This is a genomic window from Paenibacillus borealis (assembly GCF_000758665.1).
Classification (GTDB): Bacteria; Bacillota; Bacilli; order Paenibacillales; family Paenibacillaceae; genus Paenibacillus_AQ; species Paenibacillus_AQ borealis.
In genome coordinates, this window is record NZ_CP009285.1 from 4,156,975 (window position 1) to 4,178,325 (window position 21,351).

General features: G+C 49.9%; 18 protein-coding genes. 13 read left to right on the forward strand and 5 right to left on the reverse strand.

Annotated elements, in window-relative coordinates; genetic code table 11:
* The first annotated feature begins 11 nt into the window (after nt 1-11).
* The 4 genes from PBOR_RS17585 (at nt 12) to PBOR_RS17600 (ending at nt 3,041) form a co-directional block, all read left to right on the forward strand.
* Nucleotides 12-584 (forward strand): TetR/AcrR family transcriptional regulator, encoded by a 573-nt coding sequence (locus tag PBOR_RS17585; RefSeq protein WP_042213822.1) that lies wholly within the window; start codon nt 12-14, stop codon nt 582-584.
* Nucleotides 585-601: 17 nt separating this feature from the next.
* Nucleotides 602-1,615 (forward strand): alpha/beta hydrolase family protein, encoded by a 1,014-nt coding sequence (locus PBOR_RS17590; RefSeq protein WP_042213825.1) that lies wholly within the window; start codon nt 602-604, stop codon nt 1,613-1,615.
* Nucleotides 1,615-2,031 (forward strand): NUDIX hydrolase, encoded by a 417-nt coding sequence (locus tag PBOR_RS17595; RefSeq protein WP_042213828.1) that lies wholly within the window; start codon nt 1,615-1,617, stop codon nt 2,029-2,031. Before PBOR_RS17590 ends, PBOR_RS17595 begins: the two co-directional genes overlap by 1 nt.
* Nucleotides 2,032-2,129: 98 nt before the next feature.
* Nucleotides 2,130-3,041, forward strand: coding sequence for a glycerophosphodiester phosphodiesterase family protein (locus PBOR_RS17600; protein WP_052429523.1), 912 nt, complete (start codon nt 2,130-2,132; stop codon nt 3,039-3,041).
* A gap of 121 nt (nt 3,042-3,162) precedes the next feature.
* Here the strand turns inward: PBOR_RS17600 and PBOR_RS17605 are convergent, their stop codons facing one another.
* A complete protein-coding gene (locus tag PBOR_RS17605; RefSeq protein ID WP_042213830.1) occupies nt 3,163-4,341 on the reverse strand; it encodes a serine hydrolase domain-containing protein in 1,179 nt (392 codons plus the stop codon).
* A gap of 149 nt (nt 4,342-4,490) precedes the next feature.
* Nucleotides 4,491-5,453, reverse strand: a complete 963-nt coding sequence (locus PBOR_RS17610) for a helix-turn-helix transcriptional regulator (protein ID WP_042213833.1) — start codon at nt 5,451-5,453, stop codon at nt 4,491-4,493.
* 100 nt (nt 5,454-5,553) lie between these two features.
* Between PBOR_RS17610 and PBOR_RS17615 the strand changes: the two genes are divergently transcribed.
* From PBOR_RS17615 to PBOR_RS17625, 3 genes are all read left to right on the forward strand, one after another.
* Nucleotides 5,554-6,033 (forward strand): GyrI-like domain-containing protein, encoded by a 480-nt coding sequence (locus PBOR_RS17615; protein ID WP_042213835.1) that lies wholly within the window; start codon nt 5,554-5,556, stop codon nt 6,031-6,033.
* 24 nt (nt 6,034-6,057) lie between these two features.
* Entirely contained in the window at nt 6,058-6,522 is a 465-nt protein-coding gene (locus PBOR_RS17620) for a DUF8821 family protein (RefSeq protein WP_042213837.1), read from the forward strand.
* Nucleotides 6,523-6,639: 117 nt separating this feature from the next.
* Nucleotides 6,640-7,131: a pyridoxamine 5'-phosphate oxidase family protein gene (locus tag PBOR_RS17625; RefSeq protein ID WP_042213839.1), complete on the forward strand. Its 492-nt coding sequence runs from the start codon at nt 6,640-6,642 to the stop codon at nt 7,129-7,131.
* Between the two features lie 377 nt (nt 7,132-7,508).
* Here PBOR_RS17625 and PBOR_RS17630 read toward each other — a convergent pair whose 3' ends face one another.
* Nucleotides 7,509-8,102 carry a TetR/AcrR family transcriptional regulator gene (locus tag PBOR_RS17630; protein ID WP_042213843.1) on the reverse strand — a complete coding sequence of 198 codons (594 nt, stop codon included), beginning with the start codon at nt 8,100-8,102 and terminating at the stop codon, nt 7,509-7,511.
* A 217-nt stretch (nt 8,103-8,319) separates the two neighbouring features.
* Between PBOR_RS17630 and PBOR_RS17635 the strand changes: the two genes are divergently transcribed.
* Nucleotides 8,320-9,429, forward strand: coding sequence for an NADH:flavin oxidoreductase (locus tag PBOR_RS17635; protein ID WP_042213846.1), 1,110 nt, complete (start codon nt 8,320-8,322; stop codon nt 9,427-9,429).
* 107 nt (nt 9,430-9,536) lie between these two features.
* On the opposite strand, the gene PBOR_RS17640 is transcribed toward PBOR_RS17635, so the two are convergent.
* Together PBOR_RS17640 and PBOR_RS17645 are read right to left on the reverse strand one after the other, a co-directional pair.
* Nucleotides 9,537-10,742 carry an MFS transporter gene (locus PBOR_RS17640; protein ID WP_245648269.1) on the reverse strand — a complete coding sequence of 402 codons (1,206 nt, stop codon included), beginning with the start codon at nt 10,740-10,742 and terminating at the stop codon, nt 9,537-9,539.
* 17 nt (nt 10,743-10,759) lie between these two features.
* A complete protein-coding gene (locus PBOR_RS17645) occupies nt 10,760-11,581 on the reverse strand; it encodes a TrmB family transcriptional regulator (protein ID WP_042213850.1) in 822 nt (273 codons plus the stop codon).
* Nucleotides 11,582-11,953: 372 nt separating this feature from the next.
* On the opposite strand from PBOR_RS17645, the gene PBOR_RS35025 reads away from it, so the two are divergent.
* The 5 genes from PBOR_RS35025 to PBOR_RS17670 all read left to right on the forward strand — a co-directional run bounded on the left by PBOR_RS35025 (nt 11,954) and on the right by PBOR_RS17670 (nt 21,180).
* Entirely contained in the window at nt 11,954-12,478 is a 525-nt protein-coding gene (locus PBOR_RS35025) for an AAA family ATPase (RefSeq protein ID WP_342671058.1), read from the forward strand.
* Between the two features lie 138 nt (nt 12,479-12,616).
* Entirely contained in the window at nt 12,617-14,359 is a 1,743-nt protein-coding gene (locus PBOR_RS17655; protein WP_042213852.1) for a sensor histidine kinase, read from the forward strand.
* Entirely contained in the window at nt 14,356-15,939 is a 1,584-nt protein-coding gene (locus PBOR_RS17660) for a response regulator (RefSeq protein ID WP_042213855.1), read from the forward strand. Before PBOR_RS17655 ends, PBOR_RS17660 begins: the two co-directional genes overlap by 4 nt.
* Nucleotides 15,940-15,989: 50 nt before the next feature.
* Nucleotides 15,990-17,696 carry a type 2 periplasmic-binding domain-containing protein gene (locus tag PBOR_RS17665; RefSeq protein WP_042213857.1) on the forward strand — a complete coding sequence of 569 codons (1,707 nt, stop codon included), beginning with the start codon at nt 15,990-15,992 and terminating at the stop codon, nt 17,694-17,696.
* A gap of 136 nt (nt 17,697-17,832) precedes the next feature.
* On the forward strand, nt 17,833-21,180 hold the full coding sequence (locus PBOR_RS17670; RefSeq protein ID WP_052429524.1) for a glycoside hydrolase family 9 protein: 3,348 nt from the start codon (nt 17,833-17,835) through the stop codon (nt 21,178-21,180).
* The last annotated feature ends 171 nt before the right edge of the window (nt 21,181-21,351 follow it).

Genomic DNA, 21,351 nt, shown 5'->3' on the forward strand with positions numbered 1-21,351 from the left:
AGGAGTTAGCTATGGTAAACCAGATAGATCCAAGGGTTGTGCGCACAGGGCAGCTGATCAGGGAGGCCTTCCGGGAATTGCTGAGGCAAAAGGGCTTCGATGACATTACTATTAAAGATATCGCAGAGAGAGCTACCATTAACCGCGCAACATTTTATACCCATTACGAAGATAAATATGCGTTGCTGGATGAAATCATCGAACAGGCTTTCCGCAAGATGATTCCCGGACCCGTGGAGCATGCGCTGAAGTTCACGGATGAAATATGTAACGAGCTGATCCTGATGACTTACCGGTACATCTTAGATTTTTATGAAATATGCCGGATGGATTCCAAATCGATTGCTACGCTGGTGGATGAGAAGATCAAACGGCTGCTGCAGCAAATCATTGAGCGCATTTTTGTAAAAGGTGATTATCCTCATTCCGCAGACCCCAATCAGACAACAATCCTTGCGGCCATGACCGGTTCAGCGATCTATAGCGCAGCGTATCAATGGTTTAAAGCCGGGGAGAGGGAACGTAAGGATTTGCTTGTAGACATGGTACGTCCTTATGTGATGAACGGTTTGGGATTATCATAATTAGGAGGAATAGTGTAATGCATATTTTCCGGGAAGTAAGGGTATTGAAAGACGAGGACAGGCCAGTTACATTTCAGGAAGAAGGCTCAACAAGAACATTGGTAATAAGCATATATTATCGTGCATTTCCTGATCAGTCCGATATGAACGATCTCGGGATGAAATACAGCGAATTGTTTCAGCCTTGCGAACAGAGGGCTATGGGGATTCTTAAGGATATAGGAATGAATATGGAGCTGCTTGATTCCTGTATAACCCATGTGCGGCCATCCAAATTCCCGCAGAAATTGAGCGGGACCTGTCCGGTCATCATCTATTCTCCCGCTCTGGGATTAGACAGGGATATGTATATGTACAATATAGAAGAATTGGTCAAGCAAGGTTCGGTTGTCATTACAATTAGTGCGTCCCATGAAGCAATGTTCACTATTCTCCCGACAGGAGAATTTGTGGAGCAATCCGAAGCAATGAGACTAATAGGTTCAACTAATTACCCGGCCTTACATCATTTGGTTTCGATAAGAAAAAAGGACATTCAATTTCTGCTGGACTATCTCCCGGCTCTGAATGCAACAGATGATACGTTTATAGGATGCCTTGAACTTGATAAAATCATAGTTGCCGGCCATTCATTAGGCGGTATTGCTTCATTAGAAATAGCACTGCAGGATGACCGGATACAAGCATGTATTCTATTAGATCCCAGCATGCATTTATTCAGAGAAGAAAATATGAAGGGTGGAAATAGACCTCTAACGCTCTTGTTACAACAAGAAGCATCGAATCTTGAACAACTCATCCCTAAATTGGGAGAAGAGCTTACAGACAAATTTATTGAAGGCCAAGAACGCGTATCCCGAACATTAGCTGGAATTGGCGAGTTCATCAAAGTACATAATGCTTCACATATGACTTTTAGTGATTTACCTCTGTTCGAAGAAGATTTAGTGCTGGCAAATACAACCCGTAAGACACACAATATCATAAACAATGCCATAATCCGTTTCCTGGAATATGGAGGAATGGCCTAATGCAGTATCACACCAAAGTACTGGCCTACATTATATATAACGATAAGCTGCTCGTGTTCAGGCACAGGGATTACTCCGAAGCTGGTGTTCAAGTTCCTGCCGGAACTGTAGAATCGGGCGAGAGTATAGAATCGGCATTATTCCGGGAAATACTGGAGGAATCAGGAATTACGAAGGATGAGCTGCGGTTAGTCAAGCATTTGAAGACTTATCTGTACTACGCGGAGTATAAACAACAATATCATGAAAGACATGTATATCAGTTAGAGTTAATCCAAGAGCGTCCGGCTCACTGGGTACATACTATAGAAGCATCCGGAGAAGACTCGGGTCTGACCTTTGACTATTTCTGGATCCCGGTACGTGAAGCTGAACTTGCTGGCGGGCAAGGAGATTGTTTAGAATTATGCTGTTAGATTTGTGCTGTAATTAAAAATGTGGATTTCAATGACCCTAACTGTTAATATAATAATATTTGCAAAAGTAAAGGTTACGGGAAAATGAGGACGACGGAATGAAGAAGATTGTCAGCCATAAAGCTTATTTTATCGCAATGCATGTGCTTATATTTATTCTCTTGCTTATAACACTGTACACTTCTTTCCCCTCCGTCCAGGTTATAGTGAAAGAAATTATCGATCCTGCGCAAAAAGTATATACGATTGCCCACCGTGGTGCGTCCGGATATGCTCCTGAGAACACAATGCCGGCCTTCGAGCTGGCACGTGAAATGGATTCCGACTCGATTGAGCTCGATATCCACCTCACCAAGGATCAGATTCCTGTCGTCATCCATGATGATACGGTCAACCGCACGACCAATAGCAAAGGGTATGTAAAGAACATGACTCTGGAGCAGATCAAACAGCTGGATGCCGGGTCGTGGTTCAATAAGGCGTATCCGATGTTTGCCAGAGAAATATATGCAGGGACCACCATTCCTACCCTCGATGAGGTATTCGAAACCTTCGGCAAGGATATCAACTATGTCCTTGAAATCAAGGAGTCTACACCCAAGATTAATATTGAAGTCTTATTGAACGAATACATTAAGAAATATAATCTGGAAAAAGTGGTGGCTATCCATTCATTCAGCGCTGCCAGTCTGCGGAAGTTCCATTCCATCAACCCGGATATTCCGTTGTACCAGCTTGTATGGAATGATTATACCGCGGTGAGAGTTACCGAAGCTTATCTGGCGGACGTCAAGTCCTATGCGGTCGGCATCAGCCCGAATTTCCAGGGAATCAGCGCATCTTATGTGGCACAGATAAAGCGGGCGGGACTTAAGGTCATGCCCTATACCATTAATTATCAGCTCAATATGGATAAAGCCTATTCTTGGGGTGTGGATGGAGTGTATACCAATTTCCCAGACCGTTTCCATGAAGTCATTGAGACGAACAGGAAAAACGCCAATTGGTAATGCAGCAGAGAGCGTGGAGAAGACGCAGGTTTATTTCATAATAAAGGGTCCAGCTCTTGTTCTGTATTCAGGACAAGAGCTGGACCCTTTATTGTTATAGTGCCGAAGAATATATGATTCCTTACAAGGAACTGAACACAATATTACGCAGCTTGCGTGTAACAGGCAGAGTGCCGGCATCTCTTTTCTGGATCATGAACAGGAAGGTTAGGCCGTCTTGCGGACTATTGGTGAAGTAAGCCCCAAGCCATCCGTCCCAGCCGTATTCACCCTGGCCGCCGATCACTCCGGCTTTTCCGGTGTCTTTCAGGATGCGCATCTGGTTGCCATAGCTATATCCCTGCAGGGAATGCCAGGTGTCGAAGCCTTTTTGCTGACAATCGCTTAGAACAGCTGTGGTCATATACTGAACCGTTCTTGGCTTGAGCAGCTGAACGCCGTTCAAGCTGCCCTGGTTCATCAGCATGGTGGTGAATTTGGCAGCATCGTCAATCGTGGAGACAAGTCCCGCTCCGCCGGACTCGTATGCCGGTTCCCGGTCCATATGGTGGTAGATGCCCAGATGGCTCTCCGCATACAGCTTCAGTCCGCCTTCGCCGTCATCCTGGTATACTTTCGCCAGGCGGTTTCTTTTGTCTTCAGGCAGCCAGAAGCCGGTATCCTGCATTTGCAGCGGGCTGAATATTTCCTTCTCCAAAAACTCCCCGTACCGCATCCCGCTAACCGCTTCCACAACGGCTCCCAGTACATCCGCTGATGTCCCGTACTGCCAGAACGATCCCGGCTCGAACGAAAGCGGGCCTTCACCCAGACGGGTGGCGAATTCCATGGTGCTCATCCGGTTATCGCCGTGCAAGCGGCTGTCCAGCTCCTGGAACAAAGCCTCCGTATGCAGAGCGGCCTTGTCAGTTCCTCCTCCATATACCAGTCCCGAGGTCATATTCAGCAGATCATGAATGACAACCTCCCGGCTGACAGGTACCAGTTCACCGTTCTTTTCGACCAGCTGGTTCTTGAACCCTGGAATATAGCGGCTTACCGGATCGAACAAATCGATCTCTCCGCGCTCAAGCAGCAGCATGACTGAGGCCGATGTAACCGGTTTCGTCATGGAGTATAAACGGAAGATCGAATCCCGGGCGATAGGCCGTCCCGCTTCGACATCGGCTAAGCCGTCTTCGTGATAGAACAGCTCGCGGCCATCCTTAATGACCATCAGGTTCGCACCGGCGATTTCCTGGTTACCGATACTTGCTCTTAATGTTTTTTTCAATAGGTTGGTTGTGTTTGAATCCAGCATGTTTCTTAAGTCTCCTTTTCCGGATAAGTTCCCTGAAGCTAAATCAGATATTGTCATTTCACTACTTCAAAATATTAAACTCTTTTGGACAGGTTGTATAGAGGCCAGAAGTGTGGTCTGAATATCCGGTGAACTTGGTGGCAAACTGATTATAGGCATAACATACGCAGTCTCTCTTTTAACCCTTTCCAAATTTCTTCCGGCGCCTTCTTAACTCTGATATCCCCGCCGAGAAAAAGCAGCCAATTGATCATTTCCGTCAGTTCTTCGGGCATATTCACATGGATATACGTCCGTAGAATAGCTGTAGTCTGGTAAGGATTCGTATAAGATAGGGATACCTTCAACGGATGATATTTCTTGAATTGGGCAATCGCCTTAGGGCCGAGCTCAAGGACGAGGTTGCTTTCTTCTTCCTGTTTGCTTAGTATTTCCATTATCTTCTTCTGGCTAATTCGCTTTTTGTCCGGGTAGGGGGTAACACTCGTGAGCTGGTCCACAGGAATTATCCGCTTCCTTTCTTCATTTAAGTCAAAGCCCTCGATCAGCCACAGGCTTTTCTCCCGATAGAGGCGTAAGAGATAAACGGGATAAGCTTGGATGTTCTTCGCTTCTTCACTGGTGATCAGCAAATAGCGGTCCACCAGCAGGGTCTGGATCAGTTTTTCAAGCATGGGGTGGGGGAGGTCAGACAAATCAAGCAAGTCAGGATTGCTGGGGTTAGTCCCTTCAAACAGCAGGATTTGATTCAGAAGGACCAGGTCCTCCTGCTGGTTCTCCGAGATGAGGCCCAGTAATTTCTCTGTCAGAGACTGACGGCTCTTGAGATAAGGGAGCTGCCCGTTTCTTGTGGCCATGAAGGCAATGAACAGAGCTTTGACCTCATTATCTGTAAAGCGGACCACTGGAAGGACAGAATTATGCATGACCGAATACCCGCCATCCCGTCCAACTTCAGCGACAAGCGGCATTCCCAAGGCCTCGATTTCCCGGATATCCCGGATCGCAGTCGAGCGGGAGATGTTAAATTCCTGCATGATTTCCGTAATGGTAAAGCGGGCCCGGTTGTTGATATACCGCATGATGACATTAACCCGTTCAACTTTTTTCATCGCGTCTCCTAAACAGTTTCATTTTATGACATGATTTAAGGCTATCATATACATATCAAGACAAGAAGACAAATTTCAAATACAAAGGATGGTTGCAGACATGGCAAATTACACATTAGAGGAAAAAGACAGCTTCATCGTTATCGGTTTGGGCACAGAGCTTAAGAGCGATTACACGGATTATGCCGGTATTAACAAAGAAAAGTCAGACTTCTGGCAAGCTGTCAGCGAAGATGGTAGGCTCGACAGGTTGAAGGCGATGGCTGCCAACGACTATATCTTTGCCGTGAGTGAAGCGGTAAACAGCAAAATGATGTATTATGCGGGTGTCATGACCGAAGCAGCTGCGCCGGAAGAGGCTAGAGTCATCCAGTTTCCTAAGGGGAAATACCTGGTGGTTAGAGGGGAAGCGGCAACGGCTGATGAACTGAATAATAAGCTTGCCGGAGTTGCTTTTGGTCAAGCCCTGCCGGAAGCGAAGGATTTCGCCTATGTGGGCGGACCCAATACATCGGTTGAGATGGGGCAGCAGGACGGACAGGTCGTAGGTGAAATGTGGATTCCTGTTGTAAGTAAATAACGGGACATAAGAGGAGCGATGAAAATGTCTAATATCGTTGATTTCAAAGAGGTGTCTACGGCTGGTTTGGAGTCGTCGCCTGTAGTGGAGGCACTTGCAGGATTGCGTGCGAATGAAGCGCGTTACTTCATGAATAAGTACAAGCATGAGTTCACGGTTGTCCCGGCCAGCGAAAGCCAGGATACCCTGGATTATGTGAATGGAATTCTGAAAAAAGAGCGTGATCTTGAATTTTCGGCCAAGCCTTTGGAAACCTCGCGTTTTCAGGTAGAGAATATCCGGTTTGCTTACGTCTTTTATGAGGACGGTCTGGCACTTAACGTGATGTATACCGTGGATGATCCCAAGAAGCGGGCTGTCGGATTCAAGCTCTCTGAGGGCATGGAGATTCCTAAGGAGTTAGAAACGAAGTTCAAATTCGCCAGGCAGAAGTCTAAGCTGGCCGGAACGATCCGGGGCTCATTCTTCGTCATTAAAGGAGAATACTAAACCTGGCGGTGAGCTGTGACTGAACCTTTAGAGATAGATTACCGCCTAATCGGGTTAATAATAGGTACGTATTTGGATATCCTATTCCCATAACCCGGAAGAAACGAGGCGATAAGCATGTCAACGTTGGATAAAAGTCATCAGGAAGCTGTCGAGACGGTCAGAGACCTTATCAAAGGTATTGATACAGCGATGTTCACAACAATCTCACCCGAAGGCCTGGTATCCCGTCCCATGAAGACACAGGAGGTTGAGTTTGACGGAGACCTGTGGTTCCTGACGAAGAAGGACACCAGCAAGTTCGATGAGATCCTCCATGATCCGAGGGTTAATGTAGTGTACGCTGACAAATCCTATGTCTCCATTCGTGGAACCGCCAGGATTGTCGAGGATCTGGAGAAGAAGAAAGAATTCTGGAGTGCAGGCTATAACACGTTCCTGAAGACTACCTATGATGACCCGAACGTGATCCTGATTCAGGTTCATGCCGAAGCCGCTGAATATTGGAAGAGCGGTAATCTGGCGGAGATGGCGACTTATATGTTCAAACGAATCACCAATCAGGACACGGAGAAGTCGGATGGGAATAAGACCGTTGAATTAGAATAGTTGTTTGGATAAAAGATGCCCTGCGCCGCTGGAGAATTCCGGCGGGTGGGGCATCTTTTTGCTGATTAATTATAAAAGTGAGGGTTGGGGAAGTGGGTGCCGGCAGATTGGAGAGACATAGGTACGCACGTACGCGCTGTAAGCATAAATGTTGTACGTTGTACAACTTTGATTCCTGGATTGCCGGGTGTTCGGGAGGATTGTTGTATGAAATACAAGAATATTCCACCAAAGTCGCTTTGAAATGGTGAATTGTTGCCTTTTATACAAGAATCTTGGTTTTGAGCCGAGATATCGAGGCAAATGTTGTATTCTGTGCAGGATTTGATTTTTCTCATCTGCGGCTGCCGCTGTTTTTACAATTGGGGCCAGTCTGATTAGGAAATTTGCGGATTGAACATAGGAAATCCGCCCGTGATCAGCGGCATCACCCGCTCTGCCAGCTCGGAGGAAGACTCTGCTCTGCCTTCCACATTCCAGCGGTAGGTTACGCCGTATAAGGACCAGCTTAGCAGGGTGGCGGCAGTGGCAAGCGGCTTCGAATCCGGAGCCGTGTCTGATCCGGTAATCAGCTGCAGGATAAGGGTCTCAAGATGCAGCTTGATATTCTCCTCAAGCAGGAGCGCTACGGAATCATATCTTTTGAAACAGCGGTGGCTGGTTTCATGATAATTACATAATGCGACGATAAGCTCCTGTAGGGTCTTCTCGGTTAACGGCCCTTGAGCATCGACTTTATGGAGGACCATATTTGTAAAGGCATCTAACAAAAAGGCTTCGAACAGCGCATATTTATCCTGGAAATGTGCATAAAAGGTCGTCCGGTTAATCGTCGCTGCCTTGGTGATATCACCGACGGTGATCGAGTTGAAGTCCATGATATTCAATTGCCGGACGAAGGCGTCCAGAATTAATTGACGGGTCCGGATCACCCGCGGGTCGTTCGGATTGGGGGGAAGTACGCCAGCCATCCTGTGAACACCCCTTTCAGTAGAGATTAGAATCCCTTTATTATAATCAGCTTTTTGGCAGACGACAAATAGGATTATCCAAAACGACAGTTTTTCCGGCCTCTAGCTTAAGCAACAACTTGGACAGATTGTTGGTTGAAGGGGGGGCTGGAGCTTGTTACTATTGCATTCATACCCCGCTTTGAGATTAATCATTCAACTACAGGAGGCGTTAACCATGACTAAACAACAGGAGGAAATTCATACCCTGGAGTCCTTATTTGAACCGTACACGGTTCAACAATTAACTATACCGAACCGGATTGTAATGTCACCGATGGCGCGTGCTTTTGCACCGGAGGGTGTGCCGGGTGAAGATATGGCAGCCTATTACCGCCGCCGTGCCGAGAATGGGGTTGGGCTTATCATCACCGTTGGCATGATTGACCATCCTGCTGCAAGCGTTGATCCGGGACTTCCTAATCTCTTCGGTGAAGCCGCTCTGGACGGCTGGAGGGAAGTGGTCAGACAGGTTCATGAAGCAGGCGCGATGATTTTTCCGCAGTTGTCACATATGGGAATGATTCGTCCCGCAGGCTCCGGGCCAATCCCGGATGCCCCATCGGTCGGTCCATCGGGTCTAGACATGCAGGGGAACAAGATAAGCGAGCCGATGACAGAAGAAGAAATTGCCGGCGTCATTCAGGCCTATGCCGATGCAGCAGTGAATGCACAGCAGGCTGGCTTCGACGGGATAGAGCTTTCCGGCGGACACGGCTTATTGATTGACCAGTTCTTCTGGGAACAAACGAATCAGCGGACGGACCGCTATGGCGGCGATTTCCTGAAGCGCACCACCTTCGCAGCCGAAGTTGTCGCGGCCGTCCGCGCTGCAGTCGGCCCGGATTATCCTATTGCTATCCGGTTGTCGCAATGGAAAATGGCGGATTACACAGCGAAGCTGGTGGATACACCGGAGCAGCTGGAGCAATTCCTCGATGTGCTGGTACAGGCAGGTGTGGATATCTTCCACATCTCGACCCGCCGGTTCTGGGACCCGGAATTCGCGGGCTCGGAGCTGGGTCTCGCCGGATGGGTGAAGAAGCTCACCGGGAAGACAACGATTGCCGTTGGTTCCGTAGGCATGGACAATGATCCCGCTGAAGGAGAGGAAGCGGATCATCAGGGCATGGATGAGCTGCTCAAACGTCTGGACAACCAGGAGTTTGATCTGGTAGCGGTCGGACGCGCGCTGCTGGGTGATCCGGCATGGGCGAGGAAAATACGTGAGGGCAGGGCGGAGGAGATTCAAGCCTTTACTCCTGAGGCGGCGGCTAAATTGTATTGAAGCATAAAGAGTGTTTATAAACGCACAAATAAGGCTGCCCAAATGGGCAGCCTTAACTTTATTTAGATTATGATCTAAGGTGAATACTTTCCAATAACCGCTCTCTATTACCCTTTCTCCGCCATATAGGTCTTCTGCGTCCGGAGGACCGGGAAGAGCCAATACATCCACATCACGGTGATGACGAGTGTGCCAAGCCCGCCAATAACTGTCGCCGGTACAGCACCGACCAGACCGGCCATCGTCCCGGACTCGAATTCGCCCAGCTGGTTCGAGGTGCCGATGAACAGGGAGTTGACGGCATTGACCCGGCCCTGCATCTCCTGCGGCGTGTTGACCTGAACGAGCGTCGAACGGATTACGACGCTTACGACGTCGGAAGCGCCGATGAGGAACAGCGCGAAGAGCGAGAGCCAGAAGCTGTGGGACACACCGAACAGAATCGTCGCCAAGGCGAACACAACGAGGGAGGCGAACAGGGTCTTGCCGATTGCTTTCTCCACTGAATAACGGGTTAGGATCAGCGAGACAAGGATCGCCCCGACTGCTGGTGCAGAACGGAGCAGCCCAAGACCTAGCGAGCCGGTCTTCAGGATATCTTCGGCGAAGATCGGCAGCAGGGCCGTCGCACCGCCAAGCAGCACGGCGAACAGGTCAAGTGATATGGTGCCGAGAATGATTTTGCGGGCAAATACAAACTTCAGACCGCTGAGGAACGTGTCCATATTGACGGCGTCCAGCTTCTTCACGAAGTGAACTGTCTTGACGAAGAAGATCAGCACGGTCGAGATCAGTAGCGCAGCCAGCGAGGCAATGTAGGCAGCGGCGGTACCCCAGACGACGAGCACTCCTCCGAGTGACGGGCCGACGATCATCGCGGTCTGCATCGCGGAGGCGGACCAGGCTGCGGCCTTCGGCAGCTGTTCCCGTTCCACGATGTCCGGCACAAGCGCAGCAGAGGCTGGGCCTTCGAAGGTGCGGCAGGCGCCGAGAATGGCGGCGGCGATCAGCAGGTGAAGCGAGCCCAGCCAGCCTTGCAGACTGCCGAGGACGAGCAGCAGGACGACTACGCTCTCCATCAGCTGGCAGAGATAGACGATAGTGCGGCGGTCGTAACGGTCAGCGGTCTGCCCGGCCGGCAGTGTCAGCAGCAGCATGGGCAGGAATTGCGCCAGGCCGACGAGGCCCAGCTGGAAGGCGCTGTCAGTCAGCGCGTACATCTGCCAGCCGATGGCGACAGACAGCATCTGAAAAGCGCTGGTCGAGAATATCCGCGCGATCCACAGACGGAGGAAAGAGCGGTTATGCAGCACGGACGAGCCGTTGTGATTCAATGTAAGTCATCCTCTCTGGTTAACAGGTATTTCGTGTTCTTCGAGTGCATCTCAGGATGCTCACGCCGGATAAGGGCATAATCCTTCCCGTATTGTTCCTCCAGCTCCCTGGCAAAATCACTTTCAATCCGCATCATCACAACATCGTGGAAATAAGAGGTCTGAAGGACGTTCAGCACTGCCGGGTGGTTGCTCTCCAGCGCCGATACCGGCGCGTGCCGGCTGAAGCTGCCGAGAATCGCCGTCTCCTTGTCCAGCAGCATAGAGAAATTGCGTGACCGGTGCGGCCCCCCGGGGGGCACGCTATGTACGATTACCCGTTCAAGCTCCGTTGGCGCTTCACCGATGACCATCAGATGAACGGACGTTCCACGGCGCTCTGCGGCAAGCAGCGATTCTTCGACCCAATGCAGGTCCTCTGCCCAGAGATCAACCAGAATCTCCTCTCTGGCATTGGCGGCAAGCCGGCGGATCGCCAGATCAACCTGCTGGTCTCCCTTCCAGTTACTGAAGAAAGGCGGGGTATCCGGCAGAGTGGTCAGCTCACTCTCCAGCAGGCGGGCAGTACGTTCGAATTCGGATTGCAGCAGCTTCACAACCTGTCCGATCGGGATCGCCGCGAATGTAATCGGATCCCCTTCTTCGGCACGGCAGACACCTTTCTCCACCAGGCCGCGCAGCGCAGCATAGACATTGGAGCGCGATACTGACACCTGCTTAGAGACTTCGTAGCCTGAAGAAGGGAGCTGACCGTGCAGCGCCAGATAACAGCGGGCTTCAAGATCGGATAAGCCGAGTTTCCGTAGAGCTTCAATCATATGGGACCTCCTTTGCATTCTATAATCGACCAGGATTAATAGAAGTATTTTAAAAAACTACTCCTGTCCTGGGTGGCTGTCAAGACTGCCTCATCATAATTTTTATATCCCAGTTCGTAAAGAAACTCAGTGGAGGGAATATAAGGCCCTCTTGAGCACCGCCGGTTGATAATGCAGAGAGTAAGCAGGTATAGTTAATTTATAGTAATTATTACGAATAAATAAACGCCAGTCTAAAGAATCCGTTAAACCGGATCAATCGACACTAACCCCGTTAAGGAGCTTTCAGACAACAATGAATAAAAACAGCAGCAATCAGCGTCTTCCCAGAGCTAAAGGGATTGATATGGGAACGTATTACACGCCTAAAGAATGTGCCAGAAGGCTGGATGCGGTTATTCACAGTCATTTGGGGGAGACCGGCAGCAAATCTGCAAAATATTCGAGTATGCCAAAGCAACGCCCTGCGTCTTGTTCCTGGATGAGTTTGATGCTATTGCCAGAACACGGGAGAGTAATGATGAAGTCAAAGAAATGGCGCGTGCGGTAAATACCTTACTGCAGTGTTTGGATGATTTTGGCGACGGCAGTATATTTATAGCGGCAACGAATCTGGAGAATGAATTGGACCGGGCGATCTGGAGAAGGTTTGATACGAAAATGACCTATTCACTGCCGGATGAATCCAGCAGGCGTCAATATATTGAGCTGTTGATTAATGGATTCGAAGGGGAAGCAGGGCTGACTGAAGAGATATGCGGGCGCCTTGCAGGATGCAGCTTCGCAGATATTGAACAGATAGTCCTCAAAGCCAAATGCAAGGCGATCATAGAGCATAGCCCGCTAACACACGAACATATTGTGCAATCCTATGAGGAATATAGCCCATCTTTATAATAAAGGTGTAAACACTGATGATTGAGATCAGTGTTATTTCTTATGATCTGACGATAAAAAGGATTATTATAGTAAACGCTTACAATATATTGTAATATACAGGTTAAAGTGTGATTACGAAGCAGGGATGGGAATGGAATGCGGATCAAATTCAACATTTTTCAGAAAATGCTGGTGTTGCTGCTGATTCTGCTGACGCCAGTCGTAGCGCTATACTATTATTCCACATCCAAGAGCATCAACATCATTCAGGAGGAGCTTATCAAAGCGAGTCTGAACCGGATGGAGCTTTTCGTGGCGCAGCTGGATGCCAGTATTGAGAAGTTTGATCTGGCTTCTGCACCCATGCTCGTTGACACTAACGTACTGGATTATCTGTATAACTTCGAAATGACTGATTATTCCCTCATGAAAACAAGGCTGCTGATTCAGGAGAAGCTGTCGCTGGCCAGTGCATCCGGCAATTGGCGGAATGACGTAACCGTCTATTTCCCGCAACGCGGCGATAGTATCTCATCTTCTCCCTCTTATGAGTATGATCTTGAAGAGTTCGAGAGCCGGTTCTCACTGGGCTGGAGCTACAGCGAAGATCTGGAGATCGGCTCCGGCTTCACCCGGACCTATATTGCCACGGGTTATACGCCCGCCCGTCCGGATGATCTGGATGTTGCCGTCCGCATTAATCTCTACAAGTGGAGCTTCGAGAATTTGCTCGACACCTACAAGTCCGGGCACTCCGACAATCCGTTTTTTTACAAAAAGGGGCATGCCATCATCGCCAGCCGGTCTGCGGAAGGGCCTGAAATGGACAGGATCATTGCAGAACTGGGCGATAGGGTGAACAGCCGGGATTCAGGCTTTTTAATCCATGCTTTTGACGGCAGGCCGTATCTGATTACCTATTATTATTCCAGTCTGCTTGATTGGCATCTCGTTGATTCCGTTCCGCTCGACCAGATCATCGGACCGATCAGGCAGCAGAGGTTATTGTTCGGGGCTTCCTCGGTCATTCTGCTTCTGTCCGGTATCGCCGCCGCCTCTGCCTTGTACTGGAATGTACACAGGCCTATCTTCCATCTTGTACGCGCGGTGCAGCGGATTAAGGGAGGGGATTACGCCTACAGGCTGCCGAAGAAGTCGAACAATGAATTCGCCTTTCTCATGCAGAACTTCAATGAGATGGCTACACAGATTCAAGATCTCATTGAGAATGTCCTGCAATCCCGTATCCATGCCCGCGATGCCACGCTGAAGCAGCTGCAGGCGCAGATCCATCCTCATTTTCTGTACAATTGTCTCGGTTACATCATCAATATGACCAAAATGAAACAAGACCGGGCCGTCATGGATATGGCATATCATCTGTCCGACTATTACCGGTATACGACGCGGATGGACAACCAGGGAGTCAGCTTGAAGGAGGAACTTGCATTCGTCCGTATTTATCTGGAGATTCTCCAGCTTCGCAACGAGACGCTAACCTTCAGTATCGTGCTGCCGGAGGGATTGGCGGAGCTGCGAATTCCCCGGCTGCTTCTCCAACCCCTCGTGGAAAATGCGATTGTGCATGGACTTGAGGATGTTGAATATGCGGGCCGGGTTGAAATCAGCGTCTTTCTTCAGGAGGGTCTGCTGCAGCTTCAAGTAGAGGATAACGGCAAAGGGTTGAATGAGGAGCAGATCGGCCAGCTGTACATGGAGCTGCTTATTCCGGCTGGCGAATACACGGGGTGCGGGCTATGGAACGTGTATCAACGGCTGCAAGGCAACTTCGGCCCTGACACCCAAATTGTGATCAGCCCTTCCAGACTGGGCGGGCTATCCGTGAGTTTGGTGTGGGAGCCGGGAATACAGGATGAAACGAAGGAGGAAGTATCATGAACAGCCTGCTGGTGGTTGATGACGAGAAGCATTATGCGGATAGTCTGGCGGATACAATTCCATGGACAACCCTTGGCATCTCCCGTGTTCTTAAGGCTTACAGCGCGAGTGAGGCACTTGCCCTGATGGAGTCATTCCCAGTCGATATTCTCATGACTGATATCCGTATGCCGCGTATGACCGGCCTGGAGCTGATCGAGCAGGCCAGACAGCGTATTCCAGGATTGAAGTGCCTGCTGCTCACTGGCTATGCGGACTTCGATTATGCCCGCCGAGCCATTGAGCTTCAGGCGCTGGATTATCTGATGAAGCCGGCTAAGGATGAACAGTTGCTTACAGCCATGGGCAAGATTGTTAAACAGCTCGAACAGGAGCGGTCAATTGAACAAGGCTTCCGTATTTACCGGGATAATAGTATAGAGCTGAAGGCGGGACTGCTGCTCAAGACGATAAGCGGCACGCTGACTGGCAAGGCGCTTGCAGATAAGTTGAAGCTGTATGACCTTCCTCTGCAGATACCGGGAACGGCCTCGTTGTGTCTCATCCGGTTGGGCTCACCCTTTGAAGGACATGATCTGTATTCGCAGTCCCTGATCCGCTTCGCGGTAACGAACATGCTGGAAGAACTGCTGATGGAGCGGTATGACTGCTGGCCGGCCGCGGATGATGAGGGAACCCTGCTTGTACTGATATACGATTTATCGGGTGCGCCACCGGAGCCGCAGTGGGTACAGGAGCAGTTAGAACGGTTAAAGGATGAAGTCCGCAACCTGCTTAAGGGAGAAATATCCGCCGGGCAAGCTGAATGTCTCTTCCCGGAAGGGCTGCAAGCCAGTTATATGAAGGCCAAATCCTGCCTTGACATGGACCGCAGCTTGTCCGGACAGCTGCCGGAGAGCAGCGAGGAGGAAGTGCATCTCATGCGCAAGCTTTATGAAGCGCCGCTTCTGACGCATCTCCTGGAAGCTGAGCAGTGGGAGAAGGCGGAAGCAAAGATCCGCGCATTTGTGTCTCCGCTAATGCATACGGGATCTCCTGATCTCATGCGGGACGTTTTTTTCTTTCTGTCGAATAGCTTCCAGTATATCGCGAACCGCAGCGGCAGGACGCTGGCCCAGATGCTGAATCCCGGCCAATCCGCTTTTATTAAAGGGAAATCGATGCTGCATGCCTCACAGCTGGAGAGCTGGGCGCTGGACTCGCTGCACACCTTGCGGGATAAGCTGGGAGAGGTAAGCGAGGACCACAGCCAGGCCATTGTCCGAAAGACGCAAAGTTATATCCGGATGGAATTGGACAAGGACTTGTCGCTTACTTTGCTGGCCAGACTGGTCTTCGTACATCCCAGTCATCTGTCGAAGCTCTTTAAGCAATGTACCGATACTACCTTATCGCAGTACATCTACGAGCAGCGCATGCTTAAGGCTAGTGAACTGCTCAAGCAGACGAATCATAAAATCTATCATATTGGAGAAAGCATCGGATACCCCAATACCAACTGGTTCATCCGGAAATTCCGAGATTATTATCAGGTGACGCCGCAGGAATTCAGGGACAGATACCGATCGGGAATGGAGTGATGGGGCTGGTGAAGAGGCACAGAAGAAGAGGAAGCCTTCTATTATTGGTTTTGACAGCAATTCTGCTGCTTGCCGGATGTTTGGACAGCGGGGGAAAGACGGCCAGGGAGAGTCAGGAGTATGGGGGGAAAGGGAAGCAGCCGGCTTGGGATTTTAAATACGATCCGCCGATAACGATTACAACGGCAATTGTCGACGAGAACCGGCCTAACGCGTTCAAGCCCGGCGAGAGCCTTACGGATAATGTACACACCCGCTGGATGGAAGATAATCTGGGCATCATTACGAAGTTTGACTGGATTGTCAGTAAGTTTGAGGATGCCGACACCAAAATCCGGCTGGCGCTGACCATGAACGGCAAGCTGCCTGATACCTTTAACGCAGAAGGAGATATCTTGAAGAATCTGCTCAAAGCGGACAGGCTGCTTCCGCTGAATGATGCGATTGAGCAGCTGGCGCATCCCAAGCTGAAGGCGGCACTGGAGAAGTACGCGTATACCATGACTGAGGTGACCAAAGACGGCAAGATTTACGGACTTCCCCGCTTGGGTGCGGGTGACGAGGGCACGGTCATGTGGATCCGCAAGGACTGGCTGGGTAAGCTGTCACTGAACCCGCCGGAGACGATAGATGAACTTGAGAACGTGCTCAAGGCATTCTCGGAGCAAGATCCTAACGGAAATGGTCAAGATGATGAAGTCGGCTTGGCGGTTCCGCTGAAGGAAGGACCATGGAGCTGGATGGGACAGACGGATCCGATCGCGGGTGCCTTCTCGGGTCAGATGCTCTGTACATCGGATATCAAGCTGTTCTGGAATGACGACGGGAATGGCGGTCTGGTCTATGGCGCCGTTCACCCGGATGCAAAGAAATACCTCGAGACGATGGCTTCCTGGATGGCCAAAGGCTATATTGACCGGGATGCCGGTATGAAGGACTCAAGTAAAGCCGCCGAGCTGGCCGTAAAAGGAATGGCCGGAGTTATGTTCGGCCCGTTCTGGATGGGAGCCTGGCCGCTCGGTGACACAGTGAAATCCGATCCGGAGGCGGATTGGCAAGCATATCCCCTCCCTGCCGGACCGGACGGGCTGAAAGGCAAAGCACAGAAGCCGCTCTACGGCATCTATACAGTGTTCAGCAAAGACTTTAAGAATATAGAAGCCTGGTTCGCCTATTATAACAAGCTGCTCGCCAAAAATTTCGGCCCGCAGGATCCTTACTTTGATCCCCGCTTCGCCCTGGGGTATCACGAAGGCTATGATTATGTAATCAAGGATGGTAAAGTGATCACCGTTAATTTCGCTTCCGAAGGGGTTCCGAGTGCCCAGTGGCCGCTTGCTGACGGCTCATCCATCGATATGCGCTGGATGCTCTATCCGCTGACAGGCGGAGCTCCTGTGCTGCCTTATATGAGCACGGATGCGATCAGGAAATTGTCTGAGAGATCGGATGCTGAAATGAGTACGCCGATTGAACAGAGTATCAAGGGGCTAAATTCGGCCCAGCTTGCGGCAGCCGGAATTGCTGTTGCAGAACAGGAGCTCGAAATCCCGAACCGTTACCATGGACCGTTAACGGATGGGATGGAGAAGAATGGAGTGTTCCTGCAGAAACTCGCAACGGAGAGCTACGTGAGCATTATTTATGGAGAGAAGCCGCTCTCCTATTTCGATGAGTTCGTTGCCCAATTTTACAAGAATGGCGGCGACGTGATTACGAGGGAAGTGAATGATTGGTACGAAGATAACAAGCCATGATATTGTGGCTTGTTTTCTTCTATATACACTTATTTCTTCTATATATGAACGTTAACTTCATGAACTAAAATAAAAAGGTGGAAAGCGTTATCAAATGACAGAAGCATCACTCACTAATTTTAAAGGAGGAGAAGAAATGAGGAGAAAAATAAGTTTAATCCTGGCGTTTACGATGTTTGTGACCATTCTTGTATCGATTCCGCTGAGGGCGGATGCAGCCGCAAGCGAAGCCCCCGCAGGGTGGAGAGACTTAGTGGACTACCGTATTTTCAGTACCCTGTCAGACGGCTGGGCAGGGGACAGTGGATTTGGACTGGAGACCGTAGACAGCAAGCTGCCGGTCGACACGACAACCACCTACAATGGGTTGCCTTCACTGCTGCTGAATGCGAAGACTCCAACCAGTCCGTCCTGGTACAACGCACTGATTACAGTAGCGGGCTGGAAAGCGTATGACTTCACCTCATATTATCCCAACGGCTTCCTTGAGTTCAACATTAAGGGGAATGCAGGCGGCGAGTCCTTCCTTCTGGGCTTCAAAGACAGAGTATTCGAACGGGCTGCAGGCAATGAAATTACAACCACCGTTAATATTACCAGCTACACCAGCATCACAACGGGCTGGAAGCATGTGAAGATTCCCTTAAAGGATCTGATGCAGGTCTCGCAAGGCATTAACATTGCTTCGATTGATGCGTTATCCCTTAAGAACAACGGGTTTCAGCCGTTAAAGGTCTGGCTCAATGATATCAGGGTTACCTCTCCCGATAAGGAGAAAGAGTATGCCCCTATCAAGGTCAATCAACTAGGGTATCCTGCGGATGGCGTGAAGCAGGCGCTAGTGACCGGATTTGAGGATGTCCTCACGGTGGATGCAGGTACTCCGTTCACCATTATTAACACCGCTACTAATGCTGCGGCGTTCTCCGGAAGTCTTGTGCTCACCAAGAATTATGATGCTATCGACAGCGGTGAGCGGGTATTCACCGCCGATTTCACCAATCTAACGGCTCCGGGCAAATATTATGTGGCCGTGCAGGGTCTACAGAATTCGCCCAAGTTCTCCATCGGGGATGCGAACAGCATCTATGAGCCTTTTCTGACTGACGTATCGAGATATTTCTATTACCAGAGAACCGGTATAAATATTACCAGTCCATACACTCAGAATTATCAGAGAACTGATTTCACTCCGGACACCTCGGTGCCTCTAATGTCTAATCCTTCAATTAAGAAGGATGTGTCCAAAGGCTGGTATGATGCGGGTGATAAAGGCAAGTACGTCAACGCTGGTGCCAAAGCCTTGTCGGATCTCTTCTGGGCCTATGAAATCATGCCGGAGAAATTCACGGACAGCCAATTCAATATCCCTGAGAGCGGAAATGGCATTCCTGATATCCTGGATGAGTCAAGATGGGAACTGGAATGGATGCTGAAGATGCAGGATGCGGCAACCGGAGGGTTCTATGCGCGTGTAACCTTCCAGGACGATGACAATATGGTTGACAGACAGATTATTGATAAGGATACAGTAAGTTCGCGGACCGGCATCAAGACAACCGCCGATACGGCTACCGCAGCCGGTGTACTGGCACATGCATACCTGATTTATCAGAATATCGACCCGGCCTTTGCCCAGAGTTGTTTGAATGCGGCCGAAGCAGCGTGGGGATATCTGGAGGCACATCCTGAGAATATCCGGACGCCTAACACAGGCAGATGGCCTTATGATGTCACAGATGACGCGTCTAATCGTCTATGGGCTGCCGGCTCCCTGTACAGGTCAACAGGGACAGCCAAATACAATAATTACTTTCTTGCAAACTACACGAATATGGCAATCTATTTCGAGGATACCCTTGATTTCGCCAGCGGATGGGCGAATACCTGGAATACCGGCTTCTTCAGTTATCTGAAAGCCGCTAATCCCAATTCCGCTGTTGTAAGCTGGTATACCACCAAATATCAGCAATGGTTCAATGACAAGGTAAGCAGATATAACGAAAGCGCCTGGAAGAGCATCATTAAAGACGGTAACTATTATTGGGGCATCACCATGCAGGTTGCAGATACACCGATGGAAATGATTATCGGAACGAAGCTGCTTGGAACCTTCGAGAGCAACCGTGCAATTATTAATAAAGTTACGTACAGCCAGCTGGACTGGATTCTCGGCCAGAACCCGGTAGGCGTATCCTTCGTATCGGGCTATGGTGATAACAGCGTGCAGTATCCGTTCAGTATTATGTACAGAACAGATAATTTGCCTGGAGTCCCTAAGGGTTATCTGGTCGGAGGGCCGAATAAATTCTCCAACGATATTACTGTAGGGAACCAGATATCGAGATTTGCCGGCAAAAACTATACCGACAACTTCCAGGAATGGACAACAAATGAGCATACCGTCTACTGGAATTCTGGGCTGGTATTCGTAGCTGCCTATGCAACGGGGAACAGCAGTAACTCGTCGATTAGTCCAACTGCAGCTTCCTTTGATAAGAAAACCGCTAATCAGACCGATATTCCGGTGACGTTGACCCTGAACGGCAATAATCTCACCGGAATTACGAACGGTACAGCATCCCTAATTGAAGGTACGGATTACACGCTATCGGGAAGTACGGTCACATTGCAACGAAGCTATCTCGCACAGCAGCCCATCGGGACGACACATCTCGCCTTCCGGTTTAATGCGGGTTCGGCTGCTGCACTGTCCGTAGCAGTGAGCGATTCATCGGTTACAAATTCGGTGATCAGTCCAGGGTCTGCTGCCTTTGACAAAAAAACCGCCAATCAGGCCGATATTCCGGTGACCCTGACTCTGAACGGTAATACATTCACCGGGATTAACAACGGTGCGGTTTCCTTGGTTGACGGTACGGATTATACCGTATCGGGCACAACGGTTACCATCCTGAAGACTTACCTGGCTGCACAGCCGGCGGGAACAACGACACTGACGTTCAGCTTCAGTGCAGGAGCGGGGTCGAATCTGGCGGTCTCCGTGACGGATACCACCTCCGGCGGCAGCGCAACGCTCAAGGTACAACAGTATAATTCCAGCACTGCGGCAACGGTTAATACACTGAATCCGAAGATAAAACTAGTGAACACCGGTACTACCGCTGTTAATCTGGCCGATGTGAAGCTGCGCTATTATTACACCATTGACGGGGAGAAGGACCAGAGCTTCTGGTGTGACTGGTCAACTGCCGGCAGCAGCAACGTGACCGGCACCTTCGGCAAGCTGGCAACTCCCGTGAGCGGGGCTGATTCTTATCTGGAGATTGGCTTTACAAGCGGAGCCGGAAGTCTGGCTGCAGGAGCCAGCACTGAAATTCAGATCCGCGTAAGTAAGAACGACTGGTCGAACTACACGCAGACAGGAGATTACTCTTTTGACCCGGCCGATACTGCATACACCGATTGGAATAAAACAACTGGTTATATTGCGGGCACTCTTCAGTGGGGAATTGAGCCTTAAGGAACCACGAGATTACGATTATTGTTAGATGGCGGAACATTTGTCCCCTCTATTCCTGCTTCATTAGCGGAGTAGAGGGGGCGCATTGAAAGGAATGAAACAACTCTATTGAAAGCCATGCCACTTCCTGCAAATCAGAAACCGGTACGTATAAGCCGCAAGTCTTCCATT

Bases quoted from the DNA above. Each gene is read 5' to 3' on its own strand.
- PBOR_RS17615 (WP_042213835.1), top strand. From the start codon at position 5,554: ATGGCAAATTACACATTAGAGGAAAAAGACAGCTTCATCGTTATCGGT.
- PBOR_RS17595 (WP_042213828.1), top strand. From the start codon at position 1,615: ATGCAGTATCACACCAAAGTACTGGCCTACATTATATATAACGATAAG.
- PBOR_RS17670 (WP_052429524.1), top strand. From the start codon at position 17,833: ATGAGGAGAAAAATAAGTTTAATCCTGGCGTTTACGATGTTTGTGACC.
- PBOR_RS35025 (WP_342671058.1), top strand. From the start codon at position 11,954: ATGTGCCAGAAGGCTGGATGCGGTTATTCACAGTCATTTGGGGGAGAC.
- PBOR_RS17605 (WP_042213830.1), bottom strand. From the start codon at position 4,341: ATGCTGGATTCAAACACAACCAACCTATTGAAAAAAACATTAAGAGCA.
- PBOR_RS17585 (WP_042213822.1), top strand. From the start codon at position 12: ATGGTAAACCAGATAGATCCAAGGGTTGTGCGCACAGGGCAGCTGATC.
- PBOR_RS17625 (WP_042213839.1), top strand. From the start codon at position 6,640: ATGTCAACGTTGGATAAAAGTCATCAGGAAGCTGTCGAGACGGTCAGA.
- PBOR_RS17590 (WP_042213825.1), top strand. From the start codon at position 602: ATGCATATTTTCCGGGAAGTAAGGGTATTGAAAGACGAGGACAGGCCA.
- PBOR_RS17610 (WP_042213833.1), bottom strand. From the start codon at position 5,453: ATGAAAAAAGTTGAACGGGTTAATGTCATCATGCGGTATATCAACAAC.
- PBOR_RS17630 (WP_042213843.1), bottom strand. From the start codon at position 8,102: ATGGCTGGCGTACTTCCCCCCAATCCGAACGACCCGCGGGTGATCCGG.
- PBOR_RS17660 (WP_042213855.1), top strand. From the start codon at position 14,356: ATGAACAGCCTGCTGGTGGTTGATGACGAGAAGCATTATGCGGATAGT.
- PBOR_RS17620 (WP_042213837.1), top strand. From the start codon at position 6,058: ATGTCTAATATCGTTGATTTCAAAGAGGTGTCTACGGCTGGTTTGGAG.
- PBOR_RS17600 (WP_052429523.1), top strand. From the start codon at position 2,130: ATGAAGAAGATTGTCAGCCATAAAGCTTATTTTATCGCAATGCATGTG.
- PBOR_RS17655 (WP_042213852.1), top strand. From the start codon at position 12,617: ATGCGGATCAAATTCAACATTTTTCAGAAAATGCTGGTGTTGCTGCTG.
- PBOR_RS17635 (WP_042213846.1), top strand. From the start codon at position 8,320: ATGACTAAACAACAGGAGGAAATTCATACCCTGGAGTCCTTATTTGAA.
- PBOR_RS17645 (WP_042213850.1), bottom strand. From the start codon at position 11,581: ATGATTGAAGCTCTACGGAAACTCGGCTTATCCGATCTTGAAGCCCGC.